This is a genomic window from Streptomyces sp. NPDC000941 (assembly GCF_053599555.1).
The window spans coordinates 1-17,689 of sequence record NZ_JBSFMM010000095.1; the positions used below are offsets into that span (position 1 = coordinate 1).

A 17,689-nucleotide genomic window follows, 5' to 3' on the forward strand; every position below is an offset into this window, starting at 1 on the left:
CCGACCGCGATGCGGTCGGGGCCCAACCCGTTTTGGCGCGTCGGTGCTTCAGCGGTTGCTGAGGCGGTAGGAGGTGGAGACCGCCGCGGCCGGGGCCAGGATCATGAAGATCCAGGTCAGGGCGTCGGCGTCGTCCTTCCACGCGTCGAACAGACTGGGGGTGGACTGTCCGTTCACCTCGAACACAGGCGAGCTGAAGTGGCTGAAGAAGATCTCGTTCGCAGACAGTTGGTCAACGCCGAGGGCGCGGAGCGAGCTCTCGTTGTTGCCGAACCAGTCGCTCATGATCATCGCGTAGCCGTACGTCTCACCGATGAACACCGCTATCAGGGCCAGAACCGCACCGACCACCCACAGCGCGGGGTTACGGCCGCCCAGCTTGGCGATGACGAAACCCACGAGCGCGCCGACCGCGACACCCGCGTAGGCGAACTGGGTGATCTTCGGCTCCTGGCCGTCCGTGTCGGCCAGCGCGCTCAGCAGGAAGGCGTAGAGGAACGCGCCGACCAGAGCGGCGACGACGGCGGCGAGGACCGCGACCGCGGGGTTGCCCTGGCGGCCGGCCGGCGGCGCCGGCGGCGGGAAGCCGCCCGCGAACTGCGGCTGCGGCTGCTGCTGCGGGCCGCCGAACTGCGGCTGCGGCGGCTGGGCCGGGTAGCCGTAACCACCGGGCTGCTGGGGCTGCTGGGGCGGCTGCTGAGGCTGCTGCCAGTTCTGGCTCATGGAGATCCCCCGGGGATGAAGGTGATGCCCGCGCTCCGGGGATTCATGCTGATGGGAGCGCGAACGAAGAGTTCGAGCCATAAAACTAACAGCCGGGCACGACAATCAGACAAGTCGTGTCTGTCGTCCGTGACACGCCTGCGACCGGACAGAGACAACCTGTCCGTCCTTATGGTGATTTGACGGCCACTATTTCGTGACGCGCTTGTCGTTGAGGTAACTCTCCACCTCTGTAAACGGCGGAGCAGGCGATGTCGTTCCGCTCCGGTGTCCCCTCCTGTCACGTGATCATGAACGCAAGGTAGCAGCGATCCGGTCGTACGAGGGTGCGGTCGACATCAGCGCCCGGCAAGAATCCGGCATAAGCAATAATGTCAACTTATGGCGCAGAACAAGACGTTCACGGGACGTGATGTCGGAATCGACCTCGGCACGGCGAACACCCTGGTGTACGTGCGGGGCAGGGGGATCGTGCTCAATGAGCCGTCAGTCGTCGCGGTCAGCACGACGGACGGCAGCGTGCTGGCGGTCGGCTCCGAGGCGAAGGAGACCATGGGGCGCACCCCCTCCAACATCGTCGCCGTCCGCCCGCTGCGGGACGGAGTCATCGCCGACTTCGAGATCGCCGAGCGGATGCTGCGGCACTTCATCAAGAAGGTCACGGGCAGCCGCCGGCTCTCCCGCCCTCGCGTCGTGGTGTGTGTGCCCTCCGGCATCACGGGTGTCGAGCGGCGTGCGGTCATGGAGGCCGCCTCACAGGCCGGGGCGCGCCAAGTGCATCTGATCGAGGAGCCGATGGCGGCGGCGATCGGCGCGGGGCTGCCGGTGAGCGACCCGACCGGCTGCATGGTGGTCGACGTGGGCGGTGGCACGACCGAGGTGGCCGTGGTCTCGCTGGGCGGGATCGTCACCGCCCGCTCGGTGCGCATGGCGGGCGATGCGATGGACGCCGCGATCAGCACGCATGTGAAGAAGCGGTACGCGCTGGCGATCGGGGAGCGGACCGCCGAGGAGATCAAGGTGAGCATCGGCTCCGCCACAGCGGTCGGCGCCTGGTCTGCGCCCGGCAGCGGATCGTCCGTCAGGCGCCCGGAGCGGAATGTGGAGGTGGTGTCGGCCACCCGGGGCCGCGAGGGCCTTTCGCTCGACAAGCCCGGCAGCGATGACGGGCTCGACGGATCCGGCAAGGCTGCCGACCCGGAGCAGACGCAGACGCTGCTGCCGCCGGACCGCTGCACCATCCGTGGCCGGGACCTGGTCACCGGACTGCCGAAGGTCCTGGAGCTGACGGCGGATGAGGTGCGGCACGCGCTGGCCGAGCCCGTGGACAGCATCGTCGCGGCGGTGCGGTCCACACTGGACGAGACCCCGCCGGAGCTGGCGGGCGACATCATGGACCGGGGCATCGTGCTGACCGGGGGCGGGGCGCTGCTGCGCGGCCTCGACGTCCGGCTCAGCCGCGAGCTGGACATCCCGGTGCTGGTGGCCGACGACCCGCTGGACTGTGTGGCCCTCGGCACCGGCCGCTGCGTCGAGGACTTCGCGTCGCTGCGCACGGTGCTGGACGCCCGGCCCCGGGGGCTGGCCGCCACCGCGCGGGGCTGAGGCCGGGCGCGGACGGCCCGCTCGGGCGGGGCCCTCGGACGTGCGGTACGGGCCCGCCCGTGGTGGTCTGGTGACACCGCGTCCGTTCACGGGGGTGGTACGGACCGACGTCGAGGTGGCGGTAGTGGCACGCGACGGGAGATGTGCGCGAGCGATCGTCGCGGCGGTCGCCGCCCTGAGCGCGGTCCTGAGCGTCGCCCTGAGCGCGGGGCCGGGCACGGCCCTAAGTGCGGGCCTGGTCATGCCGGTTGTGCCGCCGGTACCGGCCGCGGCGGCCGTGCCCTCCGTGCCCTCGTACGAGAGCCCCCGCGCCACCCCGTCCGGCCCCACCGGTGGCCCTGGTCGTGACCGTGTCGGCGGCCACCGGAGCTCGTACGCCGTGACCGTCCGGCTGGCGTCCGCGAGCCCCGCCGTTCTGCGGCGCCCGGACGGCTGGCTCACGCTCAGCGGCACCGTGGTCAACCACTCACGGCACCGCGTCACCGGTGCGCATGTGGGCGTGCGCACCGGGCAGGCGGCGCTCGGCACGCGCAGCGGCCTCGCCGCCGCGGCCGGGCGCACGGACCTGACCCGCGCGGACGGCGAGGAGATTCCCGGCCATGTCCACCGGCTGCCCTCCCTCGCACCCGGCGCCCACCGCGACTTCCGGCTGCGGGTGCCGGTGCCGGAGCTGGGCGCGGACGGCGCGGGGGCGTACGGGCTGATGGTGGACGTGGCCCGCGAGGACGGGGCCGTCCTCGGGCTGGCCCGCACCTTTCTGCCGGTCTATCCGGAGGGCACGGCGTACCAGCCGCTGCGCACCACCGTGCTGTGGCCGATCACCGACACCCCGCATATGGAGGCGCTGACCCTGCGCACCCAGGAGAGCGTGCGGCCGGTGTTCCGCGATGACGCGCTGGCCGCCGCGTTCGCCGCGGGCGGGCGGCTGCGGCGGCTGGTCGAGACGGGCGCGCGGCAGCCGGTGACCTGGGCGGTGGACCCGGACCTGGTGGCGCAGGCGCGGGCGATGGCGGACGGCTACCGGGTGGCCCGCACCCCCGGCGCCACCGACCCCCGGCAGACCACCGCGGGCCGGGGCGGACGGGCGGCGGCGGCCTGGCTGGCCGCGCTCAAGCGCGCGGTGCGCGGACAGGACGTCGTCGCGCTGCCGTACGCGGACCCCGACCTGGCCTCGCTCGCGCGCGGCGGCCCCGGCGGCGACGCGCTGGCGGGGCTGTTGCGCCGGGTGTCCCGGGCGGGCAAGGACGTGGTGGACCGCGAGCTGGACACCGACGCCCGCGCCGATGTGGCCTGGCCGGCGGGCGGCGCGGTGGACGCCGGGATCGCCGGCTACGCCGAGCGGCTGGGCCTGGGGACGGTGCTGGCCTCCGGCAGCACCGTCGGGGGGCTGCGCCGTTCCTCCGGCGCGCTGGTCACCGGCGGGGCCACGGACGACCGCGCGGTCGCGCTCGGCGAGCGGATGACGGCCCTGACGTACGACACGACCGTCGCCTCGCTGCTGGCCCAGAGCCGGCCAGCCTCCCTACAAGCAGCCGCGGCCGGGGCGCCGCTCCGGCTGAGGGTGCGGCAGCGGCTGCTCGCGGAGAGCCTGACGGCCGTCCGGGAGCTGCCGTACGCCTCGCGCGCCCTGACTGTCGTCCCCCCGCGCCGGATGTCGGCGGGCGCGGCGCGGGCGGTGTCCGAGGCGGTGTCCGAGGGGCTGGCGGCGGGCTGGCTGGAGCCGTCCCGGCTGGAGGCGGCGGCGCAGGACCCGGAGCCGGGGCAGCTGCGCGAGACCGGGGGCTACCCGGTCGCGCTGCGCGCCTCCGAACTGCCCGCCCGCTCGCTGGCGGCGGTCGCCCGGGACCAGCGGCGTCTTGGCACTCTCTCGAAGGTGCTGTCCGACCCGGGGCGCACCACCGCCTCCGCGTACGCCGCGATGGCGCGCGCGGTCTCCATGAGCTGGCGCGGGAACCCGGCGGGCGCGCGCTCGTACCGGCGCGGTGTGAGCCGCTATCTGACCGCCTCGATCGACTCGGTCCGGCTGGTGCCCAAATCGAAGGTGACGGTCGCCGGCCAGTCCGCGACCATCCCGGTCACGGTCGACAACGGGCTGCAGCAGGACCTGACCGGAGTGGAGCTGCGGGTGGCCTCCAGCCGGCCGGAGCGGCTTGCCGCGGTGGACCGGGCGGTCGGGGTACAGGCGTCGCGGGCGGTCAGCCGTACGGTACGGGTCGGGGTGCGGGCGCACGCCAACGGGCCGGTGCGGCTCACCGCCCAGCTCTACACCAGCTCCGACGGCAGGCCCTGGGGCCGCCCGATCACCTTCACGGCCGATGTCCGCTCGGTGCCCTCGGGGGCGGTGGCGTTCGTGGCGGGCGGGGTGGGGCTGATGATGCTGGCCGCGGCGTTCCGGCTGCGCCGCGCGCAGGCGCGCGGTGGTGCGCCACCGCCGCCGGGCGTACGGGGGTGAGTCCCCGCGCGTACGGGGGTGGATCCCCGGGCGTACGGGGGTGACGCGGGTTTGCGGGCGCGGCGGCTCAGAAGCTGGTACGGCGGGGCGGCACTGTGCGGGGGCTCAGAGCCGGTACGCCGTGCCCGCCGGGCTGGCGCCGCGCGTGTCCAGCAGCAGCTGCGCCTTCACGGCCAGGCCCTGCAAGTCGTAGCTGCGGTGGTGCTGCAGCAGCACCGTCAGGTCGGCGTCGGCCACCGCCTCGTACAGCGCGTCCGCGCGCGGCACCGGTCGGCCGACCACCCGCCACCGCGCCACGAACGGATCGTGGAAGCTCAGCTGGGCGCCCAGCTCCATCAGCCGGGAGGCGATCTCGCGGGCCGGGGCGCCCTCCTGGTCGCCCACGTCGGGCTTGTAGCTCACCCCGAGCAGCAGTACCCGGGCGCCGCGCGCGGACTTCCCGTGCTCGTTGAGCAGGGCCGCGCAGCGTCGGGTGACATAGCCCGGCATCCGCCCGTTGACCTGCTGTGCCAGCTCCACCATGGCCAGTGGACGGCCGGGGCCGCGCCCGCCGTACGGCGAGCAGTCCGAGGCGATCGGCACACCGTGGCCGCCGACACCGGGCCCCGGCCGGAACGCCTGGAAGCCGAACGGCTTGGTCTCGGCGCAGCGGATCACGTCCCACAGGTCGACGCCGAGGTCCTGGCAGAACATCGCCATCTCGTTGACCAGGGCGATGTTGACGTGCCGGTAGTTGGTCTCCAGGACCTTGACGGTCTCGGCCTCGCGCGGGCCCCGGGCGCGTACGACCTTCTCGGTGAGGCGGCCGTAGAACGTGGCGGCCGCCTCGGTGCAGGCGGGGGTCAGCCCACCGATGACCTTGGGGGTGTTGGCGTAGCCGTACGCGCGGTTGCCGGGGTCGAGGCGGCCGGGGGAGTAGGCGAGGTGGAAGTCGCGCCCGGCCCGCAGCCCGGAGCCGTCCTCCAGGATCGGCCGCAGGAATTCCTCGGTGGTGCCGGGGTACACGGCGGATTCGAGTACGACGGTGGTGTGCGGGCGCAGCTGCGCGGCCAGCGCGCGGGCGGCCTCGCCGACCGCCGACAAGCCGGCCGTCCGGTCCGCGCCGAGCGGGGTCGGGGCGCAGATCACGGCGGTGTGGACGCGGCCGAGCTCGGCGGGGTCGCTGGTGGTCCGGAAGCCCCCGGCGGCCATCCGGCGCAGGTCGGCGGCCGACAGCGCGCCGTCCCACGGCGCTGCGCACGGCAGCCTGCCCGCGCGCAGATCGGCGGCGGCGCCGGGGTCGGGGTCGTAGCCGAGGGTGCGGACGCCGGCGGCGGTGGCGGCCTGGACGAGGGGGATGCCGAGGTGGCCGAGTCCGATGACGGCGAGATCTGCGGGCATGACTTCGTGCCGACCCTTCCCGAGGCGATTCCGGATGGCGCAGAATTGCGCGGAATGGAATGAATGCAGACTAAGCGGAAATATGACTCGTATTCAGTATTGATGCGGGGTGTCGGGTGCCGGCGCCGCACCGGCATGGCGTCATGGACGGAAACCCAGGAAAATCGTTCACGAACGTTGTGATCTCGATCACCATTTCGATCGCCACGGGAGGCAGCCGTGAGGACACCGACACTGGGGCCGGCCGAGCGCGGCGAGGCGTTGGCCCGGATGGCGGACCAGGAGCTGGACGTGCTGGTCGTGGGCGGCGGGGTGGTGGGGGCCGGCACCGCCCTGGACGCCGTCACCCGGGGCCTGGAGACCGGCCTGGTCGAGGCGCGGGACTGGGCGGCCGGCACCTCGAGCCGGTCCAGCAAGCTGATCCACGGCGGCCTGCGCTATCTGGAGATGCTGGACTTCGTCCTCGTACGGGAGGCCCTGAAGGAGCGCGGGCTGCTGCTGGAGCGGCTGGCCCCGCACCTGGTCAAGCCGGTGCCGTTCCTGTATCCGCTCAAACACCGCGGCTGGGAGCGCCTGTACGCGGGCACCGGCGTGGCGCTGTACGACGGCATGTCGCTCTCCTCCGGGCACGGCCGCGGGCTCCCCGCGCACCGCCATCTGACCCGGCGGCGGGCGCTGCGGGTCGCCCCCTGTCTGCGGAAGGACGCCCTGGTCGGGGCGTTGCAGTACTACGACGCCCAAGTGGACGACGCGCGCTTCGTCACCACGCTGGTGCGCACCGCCGCCTCGTACGGCGCCCATGTCGCCAACCGGGCGCGGGTGGTGGGCTTCCTGCGGGAGGGGGAGCGCATCGTCGGCGCCCGGGTGCGCGACATGGAGACGCCCTCCGGGGAAAAGGGCGCCGACTTCGAGATCCGCGCCCGCCAGGTGGTGAACGCCACCGGGGTGTGGACGGACGAGACGCAGGCGCTGATCGGGGAGCGGGGCCAGTTCCATGTACGGGCGTCCAAGGGCATCCACCTCGTCGTGCCCAAGGACCGGATCCACTCCACGACCGGGCTGATCCTGCGCACCGAGAAGAGCGTGCTGTTCGTGATCCCGTGGGGCAGGCACTGGATCGTCGGCACCACCGACACCGACTGGAGCCTGGACAAGGCCCATCCGGCCGCCTCCAGCGCCGATATCGACTATCTGCTTGAGCATGTCAACGAGGTGCTGGCGGTCCCGCTCACCCGCGCCGACGTCCAGGGCGTGTACGCCGGGCTGCGCCCGCTGCTGGCCGGCGAGTCGGACGCCACCAGCAAGCTCTCGCGCGAGCACACGGTCGCCCATGTCGCGCCGGGCCTGGTGGTGGTCGCGGGCGGCAAATACACCACGTACCGGGTGATGGCCAAGGACGCGGTCGACGAGGCGGTGCACGGCCTCGACCAGTGGGTCGGCCCCTGCGTCACCGAGGAGGTGCCGCTGGCCGGCGCCGTGGGCTACCAGGCGCTGTGGAACGCGCGAGCGCGCATGGCCAAGCGCACCGGGCTGCATGTGGCCCGCGTCGAGCATCTGCTGAACCGCTACGGCTCGCTCGCCGAGGAGATCGTGGACCGGATCGCCGAAGACCCCTCCCTGGGCGAACCGCTCACCTACGCCGACGACTATCTGCGCGCCGAGATCGTCTACGCCGCCTCCCACGAGAGCGCCCGCCACCTGGACGACGTCCTGACCCGGCGCACCCGCATCTCGATCGAGACCTTCGACCGGGGCACCCGCTGCGCCCGGGAGGCCGCCGAGCTGATCGCGCCGGTGCTGGGCTGGGGGCCGGAGCAGATCGACAAGGAGGTCCGGCACTACGAGAAGCGGGTCGAGGCGGAGCGCGAATCGCAGCTCCAGCCGGACGATCTGACGGCGGACGCGGCCCGGCTGGGGGCGCCGGACATCATCCCGCTCTGAGCTCTGAGCTCTGAGCTCTGAGCTCCGGGGTGCGGGGTGCGGGGGTATGTGCGGTGCACGGGAGGGTGCGCGCGGCGGATCAGGTCCGGCAGAACTCGGCCTTGAGGAGGTCCCGCTCCGCCGCCGAGGGCGGGAGCACATCGCTGTTGAGGCGGTAGGCCAGCACATGGCGGCCGCCCGGGGTGGCGACGACCTGGACGTAGGAGCCGCTGATCCGGCCGTTGTGGCCCCACAGCGTCACCCCGCAGGACAGCCGCACCGGGAAGAGGCCCATCCCGTACTGCCCGTCGGAGGCCGTGGTGTCGCGCATCCGCCGCAGCGCCGCCGGGCCCACCACCTCGCCGCGCAGCAGTGCGGCGTAGAAGCGGGCCAGGTCGTCGAGGGTGGAGATCGCCTCGCCCGCGGCGTTCGCCGGGGACGGGTCGAGGTCGGTGACATCGCGGGGCGTGCGGTCGTGGGGCGTGCCGTCGTGGGGCCTGCGGTCGCGCGGGGCGCGGTCGCGCGGGGCGCGGTCGCCAGGGGCGCGCTCGCGGGGCGTGTGACGGTGACGGGCACCGTTTTGGGCGGCGTAGGCGCGGCCGTGCGGGGTGGGGAGGGTGGTGCGGGTGCCGGGGAAGGATGTGCCGCGCAGGGCGAGCGGGGTGAGCACGCGGTGCTCGGTCTCGGCGGCGTAGGGGCGGCCGGTGACGCGCTCGACGACCAGGCCCAGCAGGACGTAGTTGGTGTTGGAGTAGTGCCACCTGGCTCCCGGGGCGAACCGCGGGCGGTGGGCGACGGCGATGCGTACGAGCTGCCGTGGCGTCAGGGAGGAGGCGCCCGGCGGGCCGGCCAGCCGACGGGCCACGCGCTGATCGCCCGCGAAGTCGAACAGACCGCTGGTGTGGGTGAGAAGCTGCCGGAGGGTGATTTTCCGGCCGTCGTTGCCATGGCCGCGCACCAGCCCCGGAAGGTGCTCATCGACCGTGTCGTCCAGGTCGAGCCGTCGCTGTTCGGCCAACTGGAGGACGACCGCCGCGACAAAGGTCTTGGTGATGCTGCCCGCGCGGAAGCGGTCGCTTTCGTGAATTCGCCGACCGGTGCGCACATCGGCCAGCCCGGCCGAGGCGAAGCGCGTCCCGCCGCCGTCCAGGGCGAGCGCGGCGGCGCCCGGTGCCCGGCCCCCGGCCACCAGCCGCCGTACGGCCGCGTGCAGGGCCGCCTCGGCGTCCCGCCCGCCGGAGTGCCGGACCGTCGCGGCGACGGGCGTGGGAGCCGCGCCGGGGTCCGCCGGGGCGCCGCAGCCGGGGACCGCGGCGCCCAGGAGCGCCGCCAGCGCGAGCGCCGCGGCCCGCGCGCGGCCCCGCCTCGTCCGCCCGGGGGCGCGGATCGGCATATCGGGAGCCCTTTCGTCGACTCTTCTTCTGTTCCTCTGCTCCTCGGGTCGTCCTGGGGCGTCCCGGGTCGCCTAAGGTTGCCTCGGGTCTCGCCGGGTTTTCGTCGGGTCTCGTCGGGATTTCGTGAAGCCTTCATCGGCTGCGAACCCCCAGATGCTCACAGGTGTGGCCGCGGCCGCCAGGCCCGGCCCCGGACCCCGGGACTTCCCCCGGTCCGCGGATGAGAGACAATGGGGGCTCTCCCAGGGTGGGTTCAGGGCGGGTTGATTTGCAGAGGGGACGCATGTCGGAGGCGGAGCGGACGCAGGGCTCGACCGGGCGCCTCCTCGCCGGGCGGTACCGGCTCGGGGAAGTTCTCGGCCAGGGCGGGATGGGCACTGTCTGGCGGGCGAGTGACGAAACGTTGGGTCGCACCGTCGCGGTCAAGGAGCTGCGCTTCCCGTCGAGCGTCGACGAGGACGAGAAGAGACGGCTCATCACCCGTACGCTGCGCGAGGCGAAGGCGATCGCCCGTATCCGCAGCAACGGCGCCGTCACGGTCTACGACGTGGTGGACGAGGACGACCGCCCCTGGATCGTCATGGAGCTCATCGAGGGCCGCTCGCTCGCCGACGCCGTACGGGACGACGGCCCGCTCACCCCGCGCCGCACCGCCGAGGTGGGGCTCGCCGTCCTCGACGTACTGCGCGCCGCGCACCAGGCGGGCATCCTGCACCGCGATGTGAAGCCGTCCAACGTCCTCATCGCGGACGACGGCCGCGTCGTGCTCACCGACTTCGGCATCGCCCAGGTCGAGGGCGACCCCTCCGTCACCTCGACCGGCATGCTCGTCGGCGCGCCCTCCTACATCTCGCCCGAGCGCGCCCGCGGCCACAAGCCCGGCCCGCCGGCCGACCTGTGGTCGCTGGGCGGTCTGCTGTACGCGGCGGTGGAGGGCGTGCCGCCGTACGACAAGGCCACCGCCATAGCGACGCTCACGGCCGTGATGACCGAGCCAGTCGACAAGCCGAAGAACGCGGGCGTGCTGGAGGAGGTCATCTACGGCCTGCTCGACAAGGACCCCGAGCGGCGGCTCGACGACGCGGGCGTGCGGGCGCTGCTGACCCAGGCGCTGGACGCGCCCGACGAGGGCCGGTCGAAGGCCGCGGCGGCCAACGCCACCCGCACCATGTCCCTGCCGCCCGCCCCGCCCGAGGACGCCCCGTCCGCCGCGCCCTCGGACCGGGTGCGCGGCGCGCTGCGCTCCGTACGGAAGGCATCGGCGGCGTCGGCGTCGGCCGGTGCCGCCGCCGGATCGGGTGACGCCGGGGCGTCCGCGGACTCGGCCGCCTCCGCCGCGAAGAAGTCCTCGGAAGGCAAGCCCGCCAAGGCGGCCAAGTCCGGTAAGGCCAAGGCTGCGGCCCCCGCCGCGGGCTCCTCGGGCGTCGAGATCCCGCCCGCCCCGCAGCCGCCGCGCGCCCCGCTGACGGATGTGGTGCCCAAGCGCACGCTGGTGATCATCGCGGTGATCGTGGCGCTCGCGGTCGTCGGCACGGTGCTCGCCATCGCGCTGAGCGGCGGCGACGACGGCGGCGACCAGGGCAAGTCCGGTGACCGCGGGACGGCTTCGGCCAGTACGGGTGCCGACACGAAGGGCGAGAAGGACTCCGGTAGCCAGTCCGGCCAGTCGTCCAGCAAGTCCCCGGATCCGCAGACGTCCACCGAGAAGCCGACGGACGAGGGCAACAAGGGCAAGGGCGGCTCCGGCGGCTCGGGCGACGGCGACGACGACAGCAACAAGGGCAAGGGCGGCGGAGACGGCAAGGGCTCGCAGCCGGACGGGTACGCGACCGTCAAGAGCTCCGACTTCCCGTTCACCATGGCGATGCCCAAGGGGTGGAAGGCCCACGCGGGGACCTACTCCGGCAGCAAGATCTACTACGGCGGGTCCGATATCCCGCGGATCCAGATCGACTTCACCACGTCACCGAAGTCGGACGCGGCGGCGGAGTGGCGCAAAAGCGAACCCGCCGTGAGCAGGAGCACGCCCGGCTACAAGCTGATCAGCATCGAGTCGGTGAAGTGGCACGGCTACCCCACGGTCGCCGACTGGCAGTTCGAGCGCGACAAGGACGGCAAGCGGGTCCGGGTGCTCAACCGCGGCTTCAGGGCGGACAGCAGCCATGGCTTCGCCATAATGATCACTTGCGAGAAGAGCAAGTGGGACGAGAAGGAGTGCAAGACGCTCCGCGAGACCGCGTTCGACACCTTCGACATCACGGACTGAGCACACCGGTCGGCACAGCGCGCCCCGGGCACGTATCGTGAGAGGCCGAGAACCGTACGCAGCGGCAAGCGCGGGCAAAACGCCCCTGGTTGACGGTTTCGTTCGGTGCGGATGAGGGAGCGGATCGCGCGCTCGGGGAGGCGTCGTGGACGAATACGCGGGTCGGGTTCTCGCCGACCGCTATCGCCTGCCCCTGCCCCCGGCCGATGAGTACGAACTCGTCGAGACCCGCGCCTTCGACACCTACAGCGGGCAGGAAGTCCACCTCAGGCAGATACCGCTGCCGGAGACCGTCGAGGCGGAGGTCGTCGGCGACGACGGGCGCTACGGGGCGGGCGGGCCTGGGGCTTCGGGGTACTCGGGGGCTTCAGGGCGTACGAACGGGATGGGCCGCGGCGCCCGCGCCGGCGGCGACCCGGCGGTGCGCCGCGCCATCGAGGCCGCGACGGCGGCCGCGCAGGTGCCCGACCATCCGCGGCTCGACCAGGTCTTCCATGTCTTCGTGGAGGCCGGGAGCCTGTGGATCGTCAGCGAACTGGTCGCCGGCCGCCCGCTGGCCGCGCTGCTCGCGGAGCGGACGCTGTCCCCGTACCGCGCCGCCGAGCTCGCCCACGACATCCTCACCGCGCTGCGCGCCCTGCACGCCGATGGCTGGATCCACCGCAACATCACCGCCCGGACCGTCCTCGTCTGCGACGACGGCCGCGCCATGCTCACCGGGCTGGCGGCGGGCGCCGCGGAAGAGGCGCTGTGCGGGTACGACCCGGTGCCCCGGCCGTCGGCCGGTCCGGCCGACGGGGCTGAGCAGGGCGGGCGTTCCGCCCCAGCGGAACAGGCTGACTCCGACGGCGACTCCGACTTCGACGGCGGCGGCGAGGCCGGGGGCCCGGCGGTCGAGGGGCGTTCCGCGGCGGGCGGCGTTCTGCCCCCTGGCGGGGGTCCTGCCGTCCACCGGACGCAGCCGCTGTACCGCGACCAGGGCGCGGCGGGCGGCTTTCCCACGCCGCGTGATCCGGGTACGGCGCCGGGCGAGCGCGGGCCGCGCCCCGGGCCGCAGGGCGGTCCGGCCGGCGGGCTCCCAGGGCAGCGCGGTGCGCTCGAACAGCCCGGCCCGGCCCTCGGGTTGAGGCTGCCCCCGGGCTCGGAATGGCGCCCCGCCGAGCGCATCGACGGCGGGCGGCCGGACGCCCCGGACGACCAGAACGGCCTGAGCGCCCCGCACAGCACGCACGGTGCCGGGCCGGGCGTACCGGGAGCGCGGCGGGGCGAACCGGCCTCCGACGGCCGCCCGTCCGCCCCGGCGCCCGGCGACCCGCAGGGCGCCGCCGAGCGCGCCGCACGAGCCAGCGCGATCGCCGCCTACGCGGCGGGCGCCCGCGCCGCCGCGCGGGCGAACGTCGAGGGCTCCGCGCCCCGTAGCGCGCGACCCGGCGCGACCGACGTCCCGAACGGGCCCGCCGCCGAGCAGGCGGAAGGCGCCCTGCGCCCCGCCCCCCACGCCAACGGCACCGCCCCGGGCCCCGTCAAGGCCCCGGCCCCGTACGCCGACGCGGACCCGAACCGCTCGGCGGTCCCAGCCCCGTATGCCGACCCAAACCGGCAGACCGACCTGGGCACTCAGGCCGACCGGCACCCGCACGCGACCCGCGCGCTGTACATCGACCCGGGCCGGCCGGCCGCCCCGAACGGGGTCCCCAAGGCGGGCTCATGGGACGACGACGCCGCGGCCGCCCATGGCGCGCGGCGCGGGCCCGCGACCGCGCTGGCCGCCGAGCGCGCGCGGCAGGCGCGGATCGTCGTGGTGGGGGCCGTCACCGAGCGGTGGGCGCCCGAGCAGGCGGTTCCGGTCCACGAGAACTGGCGGCTGGCGCCTCCCGTCGGCCCGGCCGCCGACCTGTGGGCGGTGGGCGTGCTGCTCTACCGCGCCGTACAGGGGCATGCCCCGTACCCCGAGGAGAGCGCCGCCGAGCTGGTGCAGCTGGTGTGCTCCGAGGCGCCCGCGTACGCGGAGGAGTGCGGTCCGCTGCGCCCCGTCGTCGAGTCGCTGATGCGCCAGGACCCCACCGAGCGCCCGGACTTCGAGGAGCTGCGCGGCTGGCTGCGGTCGCTGATCCGCTCGGCGCCGGAGCCGGATGTCGGCAGCAGCACGGTCACGGTGCCGTCGATAGGGCCGGGCGGCCCGTCCGACCCCCGGCGGCTGCCCATTGTGCGCCGCCGTGGCTGGCTGGTGCGCAGGGGCCGCGGGGGCGGCGCGCCGGTCGTCGCCGCGCACGGGCGGCACAAGCGGGGCAAAGAGCCGGGTGAGCGCCGTCCGCGCAGGCTGGGCCGGGTGTTGCTGGCGCTGATACTGCTGGTTCTGGCGGCGGCGGTGCTGTACGCGATGATGTTCATGCCGCGGGCCGACGAGGAGAAAAGCCAGGGCCGTACGGGCACGGCGGGCGCGCAGAGCGATGCGCCGACCGCCTCGCGGGAGCCGTCGCCGCACGATCCGCAGAGTTCGAGCGGGGGCGGCGAGGGTTCGGGCACGTCCGCGCCGGACGATCAGCAGGCGCAGTCGACGCCGCCCGCGGGCCTGGCGAAGGGCTTCGCGGTGCGCAAGGACCCCAAGGGGTTCAAGGTCGCCGTGCACGAGAGCTGGACCCGGCGCGGCGAGAACTCCCGCGGCCAGATCCGTTATATCGGCGGCGACTTCGAACTGGTCGTGGTGGCGGGGCGGGACAAGGAGTCCGAGCTCGGCTCCGACCCCATGGCCTACCAGCAGAACAAGGAGCCCGAGCTGGCGGCCTTCCGCTCCTCCTCCTGGGCCTCGTCCTCCGGGTTGCGGCGGATCGACGTGGGGCAGACGGCGATGGCCGAGGGGGAGTTCAGCTGGCGGGACAGCAGCGGCCGCAATGTGTACGCCCGCAATCTGGTGATGCTCATCGACGGCCGGTACCACGTCGTCCTGGTGATCGGCCCGGCCGACGAGCGCCGCGCGGTCGCCCGCTACTTCGAGCAGGCGACGGCGACGTACAGCACGTCCGGCTGATCCCGCCGCACGGCCGGAGCCTTAGGCGAACCGCTCCCGCAGCTTGTACTTGAGCACCTTGCGGAGCGTGTCGTTGCGCGGCAGCGCGTCGACTATTTCGAGCCTTTCGGGCAGCTTGTGCACGGACAGCCCTTGGGCGCGCAAATACGCGATCGCGGCCTCAAGGGTGAGCGGTTCCGTGCCGGCGGGCCGTCCGGCGGGCTGTTCGACCACCGCGCACACCAGCTCGCCGCGGACCGCGTCCGGCAGCCCGATCACGGCCACATCGCCGACGTCGGGGTGCTCGTAGAGCAGTTGCTCGACCTCTTTTGCGGAGATGTTCTCGCCCTTACGGATGATGACGTCCTTGGAGCGGCCGGTGAGGACGAGATGTCCCTCCGCGGTGAGATGCCCGAGGTCGCCGGTGATGAGGAAGCCGTCGGCGTCGAACGCCTCGCGGGTCTGGGCCTCGTCCAGATACCCGGCGCAGACGGCCTCGCCGCGCAACCGCACGTCGCCGTCGGTCCCTGAGGGCAGCGATTTTCCGTCCCGGTCCACGATGCGGACTTCCATGTCCGCCGGCGGCCGCCCTTCGGTGGTCGCGAGGTGGTGCTGGGTGTCGTCCGGCGCGCCCATGGTGATCATGGGGACTTCGGTCATGCCGTAGCCGTGGGTGAGCTGGCAGCCCAGTTCGCGGACGACCTCGTAGTACAGCTCGGGCGGTTTGGGGGCGCCGCCGCCGGCCAGCAGCCGCAGGGTGGGGATGAGCTTGTGGCCGGGGTCTTTGCGCTGTTCGGCCAGGAACATCGAGTAGAAGGCGGTGCTGCCGCCCGCGACCGTGACCTTGTGCCGCCGGTACGCGGCGAGCGAGGCGGGCAGCGCGAAGTGCTCGAGCAGCACGGCGGGGAAGCCGTACATCAGCAGCATCACCGTGTAGTCGGGCCCGGCCACATGGGCGTACGGAAAGGCCATGGAGCCGACGTCGTCCGGACGCAGCCGCAGCGCATGGCCCAGGCAGGCCCCGGCGGCGATCAGGCTGCGGTCGGTGTGCAGAACGCCCTTGGGCTCCGAGGTGGTGCCGGAGGTCCAGTAGATCCAGCGGACGGCGGTCCCGTCGGCGGGCGGCGGGGGCAGCGGCACGGCGTCCGGATCGGCCTCGGGGAGGGTGTCGTACGCCTCGAAGACCAGGGGCGGATCGGGCAGTCGCGCGGCGAGGCGGTGGGCCATCGCGGTGTGGTCGAAGCCGCGCCAGCGACCGGGGACGGCGAGGAAGCGGGCGCCGGAGGCGCGCAGCGCGAAGTCGACCTCCCGGTCGCGGTAGAAGGGGATGAGCGGGGTCTGCACGGCGCCCAGCCGGGCCAGGGCCATGGTCAGGACGGCCGTTTCGATACGGGTGGGCAGTTGCCAGGCGACGCGGCTGCCGGGGCGTACCCCCATTCCGTAAAGCCCGGCCGCGGTGCGCTCCGCGCGGGCGCGCAGGGCGCGGAAGGTCATCCGCCGGTCGTCGCGGGCGGAGGCGGCGGCCTGCAGCAGGGCGGGGTCGTCGGGGGTGAGTGCGGCGCGCCGTTCGACCAGCTCCCACAGCGTCGCCGAGGTGCCGAGCTGATGCGCGGTGCCGAATTCCTGGGCGGTGTCGGTCATGCGGGACCTCCAACTGACGCCTAGTCAGATTGTGCGGGAAGCGTAGAGCTCGGCGCCTTGTCGGTCCAGAGTCTGCGGGGCTAGCCTTGTGATTTATCTGACGTAGCGTCAGATTTACGTCTGCGAGGGGACGCGGATGGACCTCGAGTACACGGAGGCGGAGGAGGACTTCCGGCGGCGGCTGCGCGCCTGGCTCGCCGACGTCCTGCCCAAGCTGCCGGATCCCCCGGACCCCGCCGACTGGCCCGGCCGCCGCGCCTACGACTGCGGCTGGCAGCGCGCGCTGTACGACGCGGGGTACGCCGGGCTGCACTGGCCGAAAGACGCCGGCGGCCAGGGGGCGACCCCCACCCAGCACCTGATCTTCCTGGAGGAGACCGAACGGGCCGGGGCGCCCTATGTGGGCGCCAACTTCGTCGGTCTGCTGCACGCGGGCCCCACCATCGCCGCCGAGGGCGACGCGGCGCAACGGGCGCGCTGGCTGCCGCCGATCCTGCGCGGGGACGAGGTCTGGTGCCAGGGCTTCTCGGAGCCGGAGGCCGGATCCGACCTGGCCTCGCTGCGCACCAGGGCGGTGCGGGACGGTGACTCGTACGTCATCACCGGCAGCAAGATCTGGACCTCGCACGCCGAGGTCGCCGACTGGTGCGAACTCCTGGTCCGCACCGCACCTGTCAGCGACGAGGCCCCCAAGCACCAGGGGATCTCCTGGCTGGCGATGCCGATGGACGCGCCGGGGGTCACCGTACGGCCGCTGCGCACCCTCGCCGGGACCGCGGAGTTCGCCGAGGTGTTCCTGGACGAGGTGCGGGTGCCGGTCGCCCACCGGATCGGGGCGGAGAACGACGGCTGGCGCGTGACCATGGTGACCCTCTCCTTCGAGCGCGGCACGGCGTTCGTGGGCGAGGTCGTGGCCTGCCGCCGGGTGCTTGAGGCCCTGGCGCGCGAGGCGAAGGCCAACGGGCGCTGGGACGACCCGGTGCTGCGCCGCAGGCTGGGGCGGCTCGCGGCCGAGTTCGCCGCGCTGTGGCGGCTCACCCAGTGGAACGTGAGCGAGACGCAGCGCACCGGCGGGGTGCCGGGCACCGGCGGCTCGGTCTTCAAACTGCGCTATTCGCATGTCCGTCAGGAGCTGTACGACGCGGCCGCCGAAGTGCTGGGCGCGGGGGCGCTGGACGCCGACCACGCATGGGTCGCGGACCGGCTGTCCTCGCTCTCGTACACCATCGCGGCGGGCACCTCCCAGATCCAGCACAACATCGTCGCCGAGCGCATCCTCGGCCTGCCGAAGGGACGGTGAG

10 protein-coding genes are annotated in these 17,689 nt (G+C 73.6%); 6 read left to right on the forward strand and 4 right to left on the reverse strand.

Annotated features, from left to right (window positions below):
• Positions 1 to 48: 48 nt before the first annotated feature.
• Complete coding sequence (locus ACWDSL_RS27925) at positions 49 to 723, reverse strand: hypothetical protein (protein ID WP_450489924.1); 675 nt, start codon at positions 721 to 723, stop codon at positions 49 to 51.
• 381 nt (positions 724 to 1,104) lie between these two features.
• Between ACWDSL_RS27925 and ACWDSL_RS27930 the strand changes: the two genes are divergently transcribed.
• Together ACWDSL_RS27930 and ACWDSL_RS27935 are read left to right on the forward strand one after the other, a co-directional pair.
• Positions 1,105 to 2,328 (forward strand): rod shape-determining protein, encoded by a 1,224-nt coding sequence (locus ACWDSL_RS27930; protein ID WP_450489926.1) that lies wholly within the window; start codon positions 1,105 to 1,107, stop codon positions 2,326 to 2,328.
• A 70-nt stretch (positions 2,329 to 2,398) separates the two neighbouring features.
• Positions 2,399 to 4,780: a DUF6049 family protein gene (locus tag ACWDSL_RS27935; RefSeq protein ID WP_450489928.1), complete on the forward strand. Its 2,382-nt coding sequence runs from the start codon at positions 2,399 to 2,401 to the stop codon at positions 4,778 to 4,780.
• A gap of 105 nt (positions 4,781 to 4,885) precedes the next feature.
• Here the strand turns inward: ACWDSL_RS27935 and ACWDSL_RS27940 are convergent, their stop codons facing one another.
• Positions 4,886 to 6,160, reverse strand: a complete 1,275-nt coding sequence (locus ACWDSL_RS27940) for a nucleotide sugar dehydrogenase (protein WP_450489930.1) — start codon at positions 6,158 to 6,160, stop codon at positions 4,886 to 4,888.
• A 219-nt stretch (positions 6,161 to 6,379) separates the two neighbouring features.
• Here ACWDSL_RS27940 and ACWDSL_RS27945 point away from each other — a divergent pair, with 219 nt between their 5' ends.
• Complete coding sequence (locus tag ACWDSL_RS27945; RefSeq protein WP_450489932.1) at positions 6,380 to 8,101, forward strand: glycerol-3-phosphate dehydrogenase/oxidase; 1,722 nt, start codon at positions 6,380 to 6,382, stop codon at positions 8,099 to 8,101.
• A 79-nt stretch (positions 8,102 to 8,180) separates the two neighbouring features.
• On the opposite strand, the gene ACWDSL_RS27950 is transcribed toward ACWDSL_RS27945, so the two are convergent.
• Positions 8,181 to 9,473: a serine hydrolase domain-containing protein gene (locus ACWDSL_RS27950; protein WP_450489934.1), complete on the reverse strand. Its 1,293-nt coding sequence runs from the start codon at positions 9,471 to 9,473 to the stop codon at positions 8,181 to 8,183.
• Positions 9,474 to 9,757: 284 nt separating this feature from the next.
• On the opposite strand from ACWDSL_RS27950, the gene ACWDSL_RS27955 reads away from it, so the two are divergent.
• Both ACWDSL_RS27955 and ACWDSL_RS27960 read left to right on the forward strand, forming a co-directional pair.
• Entirely contained in the window at positions 9,758 to 11,740 is a 1,983-nt protein-coding gene (locus ACWDSL_RS27955; protein WP_450489936.1) for a protein kinase domain-containing protein, read from the forward strand.
• 145 nt (positions 11,741 to 11,885) lie between these two features.
• On the forward strand, positions 11,886 to 14,768 hold the full coding sequence (locus ACWDSL_RS27960) for a protein kinase (RefSeq protein WP_450489938.1): 2,883 nt from the start codon (positions 11,886 to 11,888) through the stop codon (positions 14,766 to 14,768).
• Between the two features lie 21 nt (positions 14,769 to 14,789).
• Here ACWDSL_RS27960 and ACWDSL_RS27965 read toward each other — a convergent pair whose 3' ends face one another.
• Entirely contained in the window at positions 14,790 to 16,388 is a 1,599-nt protein-coding gene (locus ACWDSL_RS27965; RefSeq protein WP_450489940.1) for a class I adenylate-forming enzyme family protein, read from the reverse strand.
• 136 nt (positions 16,389 to 16,524) lie between these two features.
• On the opposite strand from ACWDSL_RS27965, the gene ACWDSL_RS27970 reads away from it, so the two are divergent.
• A complete protein-coding gene (locus ACWDSL_RS27970; protein WP_450489942.1) occupies positions 16,525 to 17,688 on the forward strand; it encodes an acyl-CoA dehydrogenase family protein in 1,164 nt (387 codons plus the stop codon).
• Position 17,689 lies beyond the last annotated feature (1 nt).

Excerpts from the sequence above, each read along its gene's own strand:
- ACWDSL_RS27950 (WP_450489934.1), bottom strand. The coding sequence starts at position 9,473 with ATGCCGATCCGCGCCCCCGGGCGGACGAGGCGGGGCCGCGCGCGGGCC.
- ACWDSL_RS27965 (WP_450489940.1), bottom strand. The coding sequence starts at position 16,388 with ATGACCGACACCGCCCAGGAATTCGGCACCGCGCATCAGCTCGGCACC.
- ACWDSL_RS27970 (WP_450489942.1), top strand. The coding sequence starts at position 16,525 with ATGGACCTCGAGTACACGGAGGCGGAGGAGGACTTCCGGCGGCGGCTG.
- ACWDSL_RS27930 (WP_450489926.1), top strand. The coding sequence starts at position 1,105 with ATGGCGCAGAACAAGACGTTCACGGGACGTGATGTCGGAATCGACCTC.
- ACWDSL_RS27955 (WP_450489936.1), top strand. The coding sequence starts at position 9,758 with ATGTCGGAGGCGGAGCGGACGCAGGGCTCGACCGGGCGCCTCCTCGCC.
- ACWDSL_RS27940 (WP_450489930.1), bottom strand. The coding sequence starts at position 6,160 with ATGCCCGCAGATCTCGCCGTCATCGGACTCGGCCACCTCGGCATCCCC.
- ACWDSL_RS27925 (WP_450489924.1), bottom strand. The coding sequence starts at position 723 with ATGAGCCAGAACTGGCAGCAGCCTCAGCAGCCGCCCCAGCAGCCCCAG.